Origin of the sequence: Microbacterium sp. NPDC089695 (assembly GCF_044749085.1) — a bacterium.
GTDB lineage: Bacteria > Actinomycetota > Actinomycetes > Actinomycetales > Microbacteriaceae > Microbacterium.
Genome location: NZ_JBIVHG010000001.1, coordinates 799,299 through 811,826 on the forward strand (window position 1 = coordinate 799,299; position 12,528 = coordinate 811,826).

At 69.0% G+C, this 12,528-nt stretch carries 13 protein-coding genes; 6 read left to right on the forward strand and 7 right to left on the reverse strand.

Features of this window, described 5'->3' with window-relative positions; genetic code table 11:
* Nucleotides 1–63: 63 nt before the first annotated feature.
* Nucleotides 64–327: a hypothetical protein gene (locus ACIPYT_RS03995; RefSeq protein ID WP_401070859.1), complete on the reverse strand. Its 264-nt coding sequence runs from the start codon at nucleotides 325–327 to the stop codon at nucleotides 64–66.
* Between the two features lie 185 nt (nucleotides 328–512).
* A complete protein-coding gene (locus ACIPYT_RS04000) occupies nucleotides 513–1,055 on the reverse strand; it encodes a hypothetical protein (protein ID WP_401070861.1) in 543 nt (180 codons plus the stop codon).
* A gap of 107 nt (nucleotides 1,056–1,162) precedes the next feature.
* Between ACIPYT_RS04000 and ACIPYT_RS04005 the strand changes: the two genes are divergently transcribed.
* The 3 genes from ACIPYT_RS04005 (at nucleotide 1,163) to ACIPYT_RS04015 (ending at nucleotide 4,083) form a co-directional block, all read left to right on the forward strand.
* Nucleotides 1,163–1,582 carry a Fur family transcriptional regulator gene (locus tag ACIPYT_RS04005; protein WP_401070863.1) on the forward strand — a complete coding sequence of 140 codons (420 nt, stop codon included), beginning with the start codon at nucleotides 1,163–1,165 and terminating at the stop codon, nucleotides 1,580–1,582.
* Nucleotides 1,583–1,651: 69 nt separating this feature from the next.
* Nucleotides 1,652–3,103, forward strand: coding sequence for a catalase (locus tag ACIPYT_RS04010; RefSeq protein ID WP_401070865.1), 1,452 nt, complete (start codon nucleotides 1,652–1,654; stop codon nucleotides 3,101–3,103).
* Between the two features lie 170 nt (nucleotides 3,104–3,273).
* Nucleotides 3,274–4,083 (forward strand): alpha/beta fold hydrolase, encoded by an 810-nt coding sequence (locus ACIPYT_RS04015; protein ID WP_401070867.1) that lies wholly within the window; start codon nucleotides 3,274–3,276, stop codon nucleotides 4,081–4,083.
* Nucleotides 4,084–4,183: 100 nt separating this feature from the next.
* Here ACIPYT_RS04015 and msrA read toward each other — a convergent pair whose 3' ends face one another.
* Together msrA and msrB are read right to left on the reverse strand one after the other, a co-directional pair.
* On the reverse strand, nucleotides 4,184–4,729 hold the full coding sequence (gene msrA, locus ACIPYT_RS04020; protein WP_401070869.1) for a peptide-methionine (S)-S-oxide reductase MsrA: 546 nt from the start codon (nucleotides 4,727–4,729) through the stop codon (nucleotides 4,184–4,186).
* Nucleotides 4,726–5,223, reverse strand: a complete 498-nt coding sequence (gene msrB / locus ACIPYT_RS04025) for a peptide-methionine (R)-S-oxide reductase MsrB (RefSeq protein WP_401070871.1) — start codon at nucleotides 5,221–5,223, stop codon at nucleotides 4,726–4,728. Before msrB ends, msrA begins: the two co-directional genes overlap by 4 nt.
* Nucleotides 5,224–5,395: 172 nt before the next feature.
* Here msrB and ACIPYT_RS04030 point away from each other — a divergent pair, with 172 nt between their 5' ends.
* Nucleotides 5,396–6,313 carry a DUF808 domain-containing protein gene (locus tag ACIPYT_RS04030; protein WP_401070872.1) on the forward strand — a complete coding sequence of 306 codons (918 nt, stop codon included), beginning with the start codon at nucleotides 5,396–5,398 and terminating at the stop codon, nucleotides 6,311–6,313.
* Nucleotides 6,314–6,332: 19 nt separating this feature from the next.
* Here the strand turns inward: ACIPYT_RS04030 and ACIPYT_RS04035 are convergent, their stop codons facing one another.
* Nucleotides 6,333–7,682: a DUF222 domain-containing protein gene (locus ACIPYT_RS04035; RefSeq protein ID WP_401070874.1), complete on the reverse strand. Its 1,350-nt coding sequence runs from the start codon at nucleotides 7,680–7,682 to the stop codon at nucleotides 6,333–6,335.
* A gap of 534 nt (nucleotides 7,683–8,216) precedes the next feature.
* Nucleotides 8,217–8,972: an SDR family oxidoreductase gene (locus tag ACIPYT_RS04040; RefSeq protein ID WP_401070876.1), complete on the reverse strand. Its 756-nt coding sequence runs from the start codon at nucleotides 8,970–8,972 to the stop codon at nucleotides 8,217–8,219.
* Nucleotides 8,973–9,120: 148 nt separating this feature from the next.
* Between ACIPYT_RS04040 and sigJ the strand changes: the two genes are divergently transcribed.
* Nucleotides 9,121–10,059, forward strand: coding sequence for an RNA polymerase sigma factor SigJ (gene sigJ / locus ACIPYT_RS04045; RefSeq protein ID WP_401070878.1), 939 nt, complete (start codon nucleotides 9,121–9,123; stop codon nucleotides 10,057–10,059).
* A gap of 27 nt (nucleotides 10,060–10,086) precedes the next feature.
* Here the strand turns inward: sigJ and ACIPYT_RS04050 are convergent, their stop codons facing one another.
* The gene (locus tag ACIPYT_RS04050; protein WP_401070879.1) at nucleotides 10,087–11,241 is read right to left on the reverse strand and encodes an ROK family protein; all 1,155 of its coding nucleotides are present in this window, start codon (nucleotides 11,239–11,241) and stop codon (nucleotides 10,087–10,089) included.
* A gap of 150 nt (nucleotides 11,242–11,391) precedes the next feature.
* Between ACIPYT_RS04050 and ACIPYT_RS04055 the strand changes: the two genes are divergently transcribed.
* Nucleotides 11,392–12,444, forward strand: a complete 1,053-nt coding sequence (locus ACIPYT_RS04055; RefSeq protein ID WP_401070881.1) for a substrate-binding domain-containing protein — start codon at nucleotides 11,392–11,394, stop codon at nucleotides 12,442–12,444.
* The last annotated feature ends 84 nt before the right edge of the window (nucleotides 12,445–12,528 follow it).

The following is a 12,528-nucleotide window of genomic DNA, read 5'->3' on the forward strand; positions in this document are numbered from 1 at the left end:
CGATCTTGTGGCGTGCGCGGAAGGGCGATGGACGAGAGGAGATAGCGAGTGTTGCTGTGCGATTCAGAGTTCGGAGGAGTTCCGAGCTTCGAGAAAGTCAGGGAAATCGGTTGCGCCAACCCCGTCGGGGGCGAAGAACGTTTGGATGAAGCCGCGGACTTGGTGTTCGAGCTCCTCGTGTCCCAGTTCTGCGCCGCCGACAGCGAAGCCATAGGTACCGCCAGCGGGCCCGTTGGTCCAGGAGAACTGGTAGTTGAAGGTTCCATCGGGCTGCCGCTGCCCTTCAACGTCAAAGAGCTCGTGGTCGACTTCGATGACAGTATTCATGCCGCCAACACTACGTGCGCACGCGTCCCACGCGCGGCGCAGCCGTTTGGGTCCGCCGCGACCGGTCGCCGGGTTGCGCGGCTTGTCGTCACCGTGGGCGGTCGTGATCCTGAGGGCGAACCCTCGCGGTGGCTCACCCTGATCGGCACGCGCGTGCTCGCCTGGGCCGATGACGCGGACTCGGCTCAACCGACGGCGACGAACGACACGGCGTAGATCGTCGGATCTCCCTCGAGCGCGAGGTCGACCTGCATCCCCTGCGCCGTGGTCACGGCGTCGAACGCGATCGTCGCGTTCGTGCACACGACGGGTTTCGCGTCGGAGGTCGCGTCGATGTCTCCGACCTGGACCGAGATCGTGCCTTCGCCACGGCACGCGATCTGTCCCTGATAGGTGCCCGGGGCGACCTCCCGGAACAGGGATGTGTGGTGCGGCGACGTGTGCGCGCTCATCCATCCCGACCATCGGGTCGTGTAGCCGACGGCATCCGATCCGGGCACCGCGTCGTCCGCCCACTCGGCGATGTCCTCCGGCGGCATCGGCAGCATGCGCTCCTCCGCGGCGGCCTCCGGGGGCGGGGTGGGCTCGGGGGTCTCCGCGGCATTCGCCGACGCGGATGCGGACGGGGTCGCCTCGCGACCGGCATCCGTCGTGCTCGCCGTGCAGCCGCTCACCGCCAGCCCCGCCGCGAGGATCAGTCCGGCTGTCGCACTCCGTCTGACGTCCATGCCCTCCACGCTACGGACGGCACAGGGGAGCGCAACCCCCTGCGGCATCCTGGCGCACGACACGCCGATCTTTTGAATGACTCAAAATACGAGGTAGGGTCGTACACATGGACACCACCACCGAGTCGGCGCTTCGCGGCGCCGGACTGAAGGCGACCGCGGGCCGCGTCGCCGTCCTCGAGGTGATGGCGTCCATGGCCCATACGGATGCGGAGCGCGTGTATCGCGCGGTCTCCGAGGTGCTGCCGACCACGTCGATCCAGTCGGTGCACAACATCCTCGCGGACCTGACGACGGCGGGCCTGCTCCGCCGGATCGAACCGGCAGGTTCCGCGGCGCTCTACGAACGGCGCATCGGCGACAACCACCACCACGTGGTCTGCACCCAGTGCGGTGCGATCGGCGACGTGGACTGCGTGGTCGGCGAAGCGCCGTGTCTCACCCCGTCTTCGGCCGGGGGATTCACCGTCCAGACAGCCGAAGTCACCTTCTGGGGCTTGTGCCCCAGTTGCCAGAACGCCGCGTAGGCGTGTCCGCCGACCGCACCCGGACTCCCCGGGGGTATTCGTCGCGCCCGCGCGCAGAAGGAGAAGAACATGACGAAACCATCGACCACGACGCAGACCGGGACCCCGGCTCCGAGCGACGCCCACTCGCTCACGGTCGGAGCCGACGGCCCCACCGTCCTGCACGACCGCTATCTCGTCGAGAAGCTCGCCTCGTTCAACCGTGAGCGCGTGCCGGAGCGCAACCCGCACGCGAAGGGCGGCGGTGCGTTCGGCACCTTCACCGTCACCGAGGACGTCTCGGCGTACACCCGTGCGGCCGCCTTCCAGCCGGGCGCCGTGAGCGAGACGCTGCTGCGCTTCTCGTCGGTCGCCGGCGAGCAGGGCTCCCCCGACACCTGGCGCGACGTGCGCGGCTTCGCGCTGCGCTTCTACACCAGCGAGGGCAACCTCGACATCGTCGGCAACAACACCCCGACGTTCTTCCTCCGCGACGCCATGAAGTTCCCCGACTTCATCCACTCGCAGAAGCGCCTCGGCGACTCGGGCCTGCGCGACGCCGACATGCAGTGGGACTTCTGGACCCTCTCCCCCGAGACCGCGCACCAGGTCACGTACCTCATGGGCGACCGCGGCCTGCCGGCATCCTGGCGTCACATGAACGGCTACGGATCGCACACCTACCAGTGGGTCAACGCCGCAGGCGAGCGCTTCTGGGTGCAGTACCACTTCCTCTCGAAGCAGGGCGTGGAGCGGATGGATGCCGCCGAGGCCGAGAAGCTCGCAGGGTCGGATGCCGACTACTACCGTCGCGACCTGTTCGACGCGATCGCGCGCGGCGAGAACCCCTCGTGGGACGTCTACGTGCAGATCATGACGTACGAAGAGGGCAAGACGTACCGCTTCAACCCGTTCGACCTCACGAAGACCTGGTCGAAGAAGGACTACCCGCGCATCAAGGTCGGCACGTTCACGCTCGACCGCAACCCGCAGAACTTCTTCGCCGAGATCGAGCAGGCTGCGTTCTCGCCCGGCAACCAGGTGCCCGGCACGGGCGTCTCGCCCGACAAGATGCTCATGGCCCGCGCGTTCGCCTACGCCGACGCGCAGCGCTACCGCATCGGCGCGAACTACAACCAGCTGCCCGTGAACCAGCCGCATGCGGCCGAGACGCGCAACTACATGCACGAGGGCCAGATGCAGTACCGGTTCAACCCGGCCGAGCACCGCGTCTACACGCCGAACTCGTACGGTGCGGCCGGCGGCCCCGAGGCCGACCCGCAGGCGGGCGTCGAGGCGAGCTGGGAGTCCGACGGCGAGCTCATGCGCGCCGCCGCGACCCTGCGCGCCGACGACGACGACTTCGGTCAGGCGGGCACGCTGTACCGCGAGGTCTTCGACGACGAGCAGCGCGCCCGGTTCCTCGAGACGCTGACCGGTCAGGGCCAGGGCATCACGATCGACGCCATCCGCGAGCGGTTCTTCCAGTACTGGACGAACGTGGATGCCGGACTCGGCGAGGCGCTGCGCGCGCGCTTCTGACCCGCGCATCGGCCTCGCGCCCGGGGCATCCGGCATCCGGCATCCGGCATCCGGGCGTTCCACTTCGGGGGCCGACACGCCACATCCAGGACGGTTTCAGACGAATCGTCCGAGGGATGGCGTGTCGGCCCCCGTTGTGTGCGCGGCCCCGGCCCCGGCCGGGGAGGAGAATGGATGCCGTGGCCACGCCCCTCTCCGCTCTGACCCAGATGCCCGAACCGCAGCAGGTGTACGCCGCAGACGGCACCCGACTCGCGACCTACACGTGGGGCGAGCTCGATGACCCGGTCGTGGTGATCGTGCACGGCTTCGCGTCGAGCGCCCGCGACACCTGGGTGCTCACGGGCTGGGTGCGACAGCTCACCCAGGCCGGGTATCGCGTGCTGGCTCTCGACCAGCGCGGGCACGGGCTCAGCCAGAAGCCGCATCAGGCCGATCTGTACGGCATCCGCACGCTGGCGACCGACGTCGAGACCGTCATGGATGCGTACCTCGTCGACGACGCGTTCTATCTCGGCTACTCGCTCGGCGCGCGCGTCGGTTGGGAGGTCGTCCGCGACCTTCCGCAGCGCATCGGCCGGGCCGTGCTGGGAGGCGTACCCGACGGCATCCCGCTGGCCCGCCTCGACCTCGACCAGGTGCGCGCCTATCTGGAGGACGGCACGCCCGTGGCCGATCCGACGACGCAGAACTACATCGCGCTGGTGGAGCGCGTGCCCGGCAACGATCTCGGAGCGCTCATGGCCCTGGCCGAGGGACTGCGATCGTCGCGCATGATCGACCCGGATCCATCACACGCGCCGGCGAGCCCGATCCTGTTCGCGACCGGATCGAAGGATGCGATCATCGAGGGCTCCCGCGCGCTGGCCGAGGCGGCACCGCAGGGTCGCTTCTTCGAGATCCCGGACCGCAATCACTTCAACGCTCCCGGGTCGAGGGCCTTCAAGGAGGCCGCCTTGGCGTTCCTCGCCGAGGGCTAGCAGCGACAGAACGGGGGCCGACACGCCGGATGCCCGACGCTTCGACATGAAACGTCCGACATGTGGCGTGTCGGCCCCCGAACTGTGCGGCGGGCGCGGCTCAGACCGTGGCGCTCTCCTCGCGCTTCGGGAGCACCCATCCCGCGCGCGGGAAGTGGCACGTGTAGCCGTTGGGGTACTTGATCAGGTAGTCCTGGTGCTCCTCTTCGGCCTGCCAGAACGGACCCTCGGGCTCGATCGTCGTGACGGCCTTGGCGGGCCAGAGCCCGGAGGCGTCGACGTCGGCGATCGTGTCGCGGGCGACGGTCTCCTGCTCGGGACTGAGCGGGAAGATCGCCGACCGGTAGCTGGAGCCGATGTCGTTGCCCTGGCGGTTCAGGGTCGACGGGTCGTGGATCTGGAAGAAGAACGCGAGGATGTCTCGATACGTCGTCTTCGTGGGGTCGAAGACGATCTCGACGGCCTCGGCGTGCCCCGGGTGGTTGCGGTAGGTCGCGTGGTCGTTCTGGCCGCCGGTGTAACCCACGCGCGTGTCGAGCACGCCGGGCTGGCGGCGGATCAGGTCTTCCATTCCCCAGAAACATCCGCCGGCGAGGACCGCCGTCTCGGTTCCGGGGGTGCGGGTGATGGTTCCGGTGTCGGTCATGACTGCTCCTCGGTGTCGGGGGTCGTGGTGTCGGGGGTCGTGGTGTCGGGGTCGGCGAAGAGGGTGCTGTAGCGACCGTACCCCTCTTCGTCGAGGCGGTCGGCGGGGATGAAGCGCAGCGCGGCGGAGTTCATGCAGTAGCGCAGTCCCCCGTCGGCGGCGGGCCCGTCGTCGAAGACGTGCCCGAGGTGGCTGTCGGCCCCGGTCGAGCGGGCCTCCGTGCGGGTCATCCAGAGCGTGCGATCGGTGCGGGTCGTGACGGCCTCGGCGTCGATCGGGCGAGTGAAGCTCGGCCATCCGGTGCCGCTGTCGTACTTGTCGGTGGACGAGAACAGCGGCTGCCCCGAGACGACATCGACGTAGATGCCGTCGTCGTGGTTGTTCCAGTAGGCGTTGCGGAACGGCGGCTCGGTGGCGTCCTGCTGCGTCACCTCGTACTGCAGGTGCGTGAGGTCGCTGACCGCCTCGGTGGTCTTGCGGTAGTCGTTCGACATGATGTGGGTCTCCTTGTCCGACGCGGCTGGCTGCGGCGTCACTAGGGGAGAACAGAGCGGATGCCGGATTTGGTCCCTCATCGCTGGGAGCGGGCTGTGAGTTTCGGCGGACTCGATAGAGTGGCTCGTCTGCAGACAGCCAGTCTGCCCCTTCACCCTCAGGAGAACGCACATGTCGGTGGGACTGCTCGCGGTCGTGGATGACATCCTCAGCGCAGCCATGAAGGCGTCGGCGAAGGCGGCGGGTGTCGTGATCGACGATGCGGCCGTCACACCCCAGTACGTGCAGGGCATCACGCCCGCGCGCGAGCTGCCGGTGGTCGCGAAGATCGCCGTGGGGTCGCTGGCGAACAAGTTCCTCATCATCATCCCGATCGCGCTGTTGCTCACGGCGTTCGCACCGTGGGTGCTGCCGTTCCTGCTGATCCTCGGCGGCGCGTACCTGTGCTTCGAGGGTGCAGAGAAGGTGCTGGAGTGGTTCGGCGTGCAGCACGGTCATGCCGACGAGGGCGCCCGCGACGAACGGAAGCTCGTGTTCGGCGCGGTGCGCACCGATCTGATCCTCTCGACCGAGATCATGCTCATCTCGTTGGCGAACCTCGAGGCGGGCCTCGACATCTGGACGACGCTCGCGATCCTCGCGGTGATCGCGCTGCTCATGACGGGCGTCGTGTACGGCGCGGTGGCGCTGCTGGTCAAGATCGACGACATCGGTCTGCGGATGGCGAAGAGCCCCGAGCGCCGCGTGCGTCACACGGGCACGCGCATCGTGCGGTCGATGCCCGGGGTGTTCCGTTTCATCAGCATCCTCGGCACGGTCGCGATGCTGTGGGTGGGCGGCCATCTGCTGCTCGTGAACCTCGGCGAAGTGGGAGTGCATTTCGGCGCCGACATCCTGCACGCGATCGAGCACGCCCTGGAACCGGCCGGCGGTGTCATCGTGTGGATCGGCGACACCCTGTTCTCGGCGATCGCCGGACTCGTCGCCGGCCTCGTGATCGTCGGCGTCGTGCTCGGTATCGCCAAGCTCTTCGGAAAGAAGCCGAGCTTCCACGAGGGCGAGGAGTCCCCCGCCGACGTGCACGTCTGAGTAAGGCGCGGCACCCACGTCACGCCGCGATGTCATAGCGCGCTCGTCCGCCGAGCCGAGGTCGGCGATCGGGGTCGACGTTCGCAGGAGGTATCAGCCACACTCGAGCCGCTCTGCCCACCCCGTCGACGCGGATGTCCCAGCCGTTGTCGTGTATCCGGTGGTGACACGATTCGCAGAGCAGAACCCCGTTCTCGAGATCGGTCGGGCCCGCATCGCGTTGCCACCACCTCAGGTGGTGGGCTTTCGTCATCTGCGGTGGTAGCCCGCACATGACGCACCCGCCGTCTCGCTCCGCGAGCGCCAGACGCTGTGCTCTGGTGAACAAGCGCTTCTCGCGGCCCCAGTCCAGGATTTCGCCCGCCGAGCCGAGGACGACGGGGATGACTCCGCCGCTCGCCGCCATCCGTCGGCAGCTCGAGATGCTCACGGGCTGGTCGGTGCCGTCGATCGTGGCGACTCCGGTGCCGGTCTTGAGGTCGTCGAGAGACACGCGCACGATCACGGTCGCTCCGGTAGAAGGAAGATCGCCCGCCTCGCATGACACGGCGTGCTCGCAGAGAGCCGTGAGCGCGTCGGCCTGGATCATCGCCACGGTGCGGTGATCGGCGTCGCCAGCATCGGGCGCCGGCGCATCCTGGCGCGCACGGAACGTCGCCGCCACATACGCGTGGATCGCGGCCTTGATCGGGGCCCCCGCCGCGACATCCGTCTGCAGCGTCAGGTGCAGAAACCCCTCACGCTCGAACATCGTGAGCGATCGCCCCGACCGTGACTCCTGTTCCCGCGGGGCGACCCCGTCGGGATCCAACCATGCCTCGGCACGCACGACGAGGCGGCGGACGTCGTCGAGCGACATGCCGAGCGCGCGCTCGACCAAGAGCCGCTCGGCCTCACCGACACGCACGATGTCGACCTTCACCCGCGCACGGTCGAGCAGCGCCACGATCACGGCCGCCGCTGCAGCGCTCAGATCTCCCGCGGCCAATGCCCGCTGGACCGCCGGGTATCTCGCCGGCAACGCCTGGCCGAGCAGATTCGCACGCGGGGCTGTCGCCTCGCCCACGGTCACCAATCGCGTGGCGTCGCCCTTCGAGCCCCCGGTCGTCGCGGCGATCAGTGCGGCGGGCGACCGGAACCCCTGCTGCTTCGCCAGCCCACCGGAGCCCAGTTCCGGCCTCGACTCCCGCGCGATCCCCGCCGCGATCTCGGCGTGCAGTCCATCCAATCGGCGCTGCAGAACACCTACTGCCTTGTGTGCCGCGAGCAGTTGCGCACGTGACAACTCGACACCGTTGTCGGCATCACCCCACGCCTCGTCGAGGCGGTGAACGGCCTCGACGAGCGGGCGGAGGTGCTGTGCGGTCATGCACTCAGTTTAGTATATATGTTCGAATCTCCAACGGAATACCGATATAGCGCGCAACGATCCCGATGCCAGGCCTCGACCGCAGGTCACGGGAAGGCGCTCCCCGATCACACGCGGACGCACCCCATCGAACGCGAGCTGCCGCCGCGCCACGTCGATGAGAATCTCCGGGTCGGCGGCCACCCGCTGCTCATGAACCTCGGCGAGGTGGGAGTGCATCAGTCACGCTCTGACCACCACGTGTCCGCGCGGCTCTGCGGTGCTTAGGTTTCCGATTCAACCAATCGATGCCAAGCACAATCAGAATCGTCATCCCGGTGACCGCGCCGATGATCCATGGATTGATCGGCGTCGTGTAAGCGACTACGAGCGATGCGACGAAAAGGATGCCAGGGGCCCAGTCACGCACGATGTTCGAGCTACGCACGATGTTCCTTCGCTGTGTTGTGAAGATGTTGACCCGGTCCATGTTTCACAACGATCGCATTCGCCCCAACGGAATACCGGAACAGCGCACGGCGCCAGGACAACCCCTCACCTCAGCGTGTGATCCTCGCTCCGCAGCCACTCGTCGAACGTGGTCGTCCCCTGCACGGCATCCGCTCCCCCGCGCAACGATCCCGACGCCAGGCCTCGGCCGTAGGCCCCAGGAAGCCGCACCTCGATCACCCGCCGACGCGCCCCCTCGAACGCGAGCTGCCGCCGCGCCACGTCGACCAGCACCTCGTCGCGCGGACCCACGAGATCAGCCGCCCGGCCGACCGGGCCGCTCTCGGCCACCCGCACGAGATGCTCGCCGACCTCGCGCGCCGCGACCGGACGCATCAGCATCCGCGGCAGCACCGCGATCGGGCCGCCCATGCCAGCCAGCAACTGCCCCGCGAACTCGTGGAACTGCGCAACGCGCGCGATCGTGGACGGCACCGATCCGGCCGCGACCGCCCGCTCCTGAGCGAGCTTGCCCGCGTAGTACGAGGCGTCGATACCGTCGATCCCCACGATCGACAGCGCGACATGATGGCCCACACCCGCGGATGCCTCGGCCGCGAGCAGGTGGCGCGTCGCCGCCTCGAAGAACCGCGTGGCCTTCCTCGCCGACAGCGTGGTGCCGCTGTTCGTCGCGTCGATCACGGCATCCGCTCCGGCCAACGCCGCAGCGAGCCCCTCCCCGGTCAGCACGTCCACGCCGCGCGACCGTGCCAGCACCACCACGTCGTGCCCGGCGCGCTCGGCCGCATCGACCACGTACCGGCCGACCAGACCCGTTCCTCCGGCGACAGCGATCCTCATCCGATCCTCCTCGTCACGGGACCCCGACGACAGGATCCTCCCACCAGGATGACGGTGCGATGGCGTGACATGTGAGGTCTCGCCTCACATGTCACAGGCTCCCGTCGTCATATCCTGCAGGAGCCCGCGAACCGGCGAGAGGGAGACCGTGGACGACGATCTGCACGACGTGTTCCGCGAACGCCGGCGCCTGCTCGCGCTCGGCTACCGCATGACGGGGACCATGGCGGATGCCGAGGACATCGTGCAGGAGACGTATCTGCGGTGGTACCGCCTCGACGACGCAGAGCGCGAGTCGATCGCGAACCCGGCGGGATGGCTCACCACCGTCGCCGGCCGCATCGCGCTCGATCTCCTCGGCTCCGCGCGCCGCCGCCGCGAGCAGTACGTGGGCGAGTGGCTGCCGGAGCCGGTGCCCGCCGGCACCTTCCACGGCGCGCTGCCCCGGCGCATCGAGGCCACCGGCCACGACGCCGACCCCCTCGATCGCGTCACGTTCGACGACGACGTCTCGACCGCGCTGCTCGTCGTGCTCGAGGCGATGACGCCGGCCGAGCGCGTGGCGTTCGTGCTGCACGACGTGTTCGACGTGCCCTTCGACGAGATCGCGACCGCGGTGGGGCGCTCGTCGGCTGCCGTGCGCCAGCTCGCCTCCTCGGCCCGCCGCCACGTGCGCGAGAGCCGCGCGACCGCCGTGCCGCGCGCCGAGCACGACCGGGTGGTGCGCGCGTTCCAGGAGGCCGCGCGCACGGGCGAGGTCGCGGGACTGATGTCGTACCTCGCCCCCGACGTCGAGCTGCGCAGCGACGGCGGCGGCGTGGTCCGTGCAGCGCGCAACGTTGTCTCGGGTGCCGACAACGTCGCCCGGTTCCTGCTCGGCATCGCCGCGAAGCGTCCGGAGCTCACGGCCGAGGAACAGGCGCGCGGCGACGGCGTCGGGCTCGTGTTCCGCGACGGCGACGACCGCGGCGCGGTGCGATCCGTCATGGACTTCCGCGTCGAGAACGGCCTCATCACGCGGCTGTGGATCATGCTGAATCCGGCCAAGCTCACGCAGTGGGCAGCGGATCCGGCATCCGACGACTGAGCCGACGACGACTGAGCCGAGGTCGGCTCAGCGGGCCGGAGTCCGCTCGATCACGGCCTCGAGCGCATCCGAGGCGAGCACGGCGTCACTGGCGATGAGCGCGAGTCCGATCACGCCGTCGAGAGCGCCGAGCGTCGAGCGGGCGATCGTGAGGTCGCGGGTGACGAGCGGCGTCGCGCGCTGGTAGACGCGCTCGCGGATGCCGGACATGAGGACCTCGTCGCACTCGGCCAGGCGCCCGGACAGCGCGATCGCCCGCGGATTGAGGATGCTGACGAGATCGGCGATCGCGTCGCCGATGATGCGCCCCGCGGCTCGGACCCGACGCACGGTCTCGATGTCGCCGCGGGCGACCAGGTCGACGATGTCGCGCGTGCCGGTGGTCTCGATGCCGATGGCGGCGAGCTCGCGCTGCAGCGCCCATCCGCCGGCGTAGGCCTCGACGCAGTCGAAGCTGCCGCACCGGCACTCGCGCGGCTCGGCGTCGACGATGGCCGCGCGGGTGTGGCCGATGTCGCCGGCCGCCCCCTTGTCGCCGCGGATGATCTGGCCGTTGAAGACGAGCCCGGCGCCGATGCCGGTGCCGAGCTTGAGCCCGATCACGTTGTCGAACCTGTTCACCCGCGCCTCGGCGACCGCGCGGGCGTTGGCGTCGTTCTCGACGATGACCGGGGCGTCGAAGTGCGGGGCGAACCACTCGGCGATGTCGAAGCCGTCCCATCCGGTCATGATCGGCGGGTTGACGACGCGGTGCGCCGCGAACTCGACCGGCCCGGGCACGCCGACGGCGACGGCCCACACCTCGACGCCGTTGACGAGACCACGGAAGGCGTCGAGCACGGCATCCAGCACCGGCTCGGGGCCGTCCCAGACGTCGATCTCCTGCTCGGTGCTCTCGATCGGCGTGCCGGTCAGGTCGCACAGCGCAGCGGTGAACCCGGTCGCGCCGATGTCGGCGCAGAGGATCACCGCCCGCTCGGCATGGAAGGCGAAGCGACTCGACGGTCGGCCGCCCGTCGACTCGCCGCCCTCGATCGGGGCGAGGAGGCCCACGGCGGTGAGCGCGGAGAGGCGCTGGTTCACGGTCGAGCGGGACAGACCCGAGAGGGCGATCACGTCTGTGCGACTCAACGGCCCCTGATCGCGGAACAGCGCGAGCACGTCGCTCTCGTGTGACTCCATGTCCGCACCTCCCTGTCCGACATCGACGTCCTGTCACTCTACTCAATTGAAGTGAAAAAGTCTCGTGACTTTTGTGTTGACGTGAATCAAAAGTCGGGATACATTGTGTCGACCGGCACGAGGTAGTGCCCATGACAGAAGGACACACTGATGTATCGCACTGACACCCCGAAGCGTCGGATGCTGCTGCTGCTCGCTCCTGCCGCCACCCTCGCCCTCACCCTCGCCGGCTGCGCCGCCGGCTCCAGCGGATCGGCCGACGGATCCGGGTCGGACGCGGGCTCCGCGAACATCGCCGCCGTCATCAAGGGCCTCGACAACCCCTTCTTCCAGGCGATGCAGAGCGGCATCGAGGACACCGCCGCAGACGCCGACGTCAAGGTCTCGATCCAGGCGGCCGCCGACATCGGCGACACGACCGGACAGGCCGACAAGCTCACGACGCTCGCCGGACAGGACTTCGGCTGCTTCATCGTCAACCCGATCAGCGGCACCAACCTCGTGCAGGCGCTCGCCCCGATCGCCGCCGCCGGCACACCGATCGTCAACATCGACCAGCCGATCGACGCCGACTCGGCCGAGGCCGCCGGGATCACGCCCGCCACCTACATCGGCACCGACAACGAGGCCGCCGGCGGCAAGGCGGGCGACTACGTCGCGAGCCTGGTCGACGCCGGGGGCACGGTCGCGATCATCGGCGGCATCGCCGGCGACGTCACGAGCGCTGCCCGTGTCGACGGCTTCACGGCCGCGGTCGACGGCAAGCTCGACGTCATCCAGGAGGAGGCCGCCGACTGGAAGCGCGAGATCGCGCTCACGAAGGCGACCGACATCATCGCGGCGCACCCCGACATCTCCGCGTTCTTCGCGGCGAACGACGACATGGGCCTCGGCATCGCGAAGGCGATCGAGAACGCCGGCAAGACCGGCGACATCGTCGTCGTGAGCGTCGACGGCAACAAGGACGCCCTCGAGTCGGTCAAGGCCGGCGGGCTCACCGCCACGGTCGCCCAGTATCCCTACGCGATCGGCTCGCTCGGCACGCAGGCCTGCCAGGTCGCCCTGCAGGGCGGCGATCTGCCCGAGAACATCGAGTCGCCCACCGCGCTCGTGACCGCCGACAACGCCGACGAGGCGATCTCGAAGTTCCCGCAGCCGTTCGAGGAGTTCGAGAACCCGCTGGCCGACGAGCTCGCCCAGTGACGACTCCCGCGCACCGCGGCGCTCACGCCCGCGGTGCGCGGGTCCCATCCTTCCCTCCCCTCGACGCCTCATCACGAAAGGCAG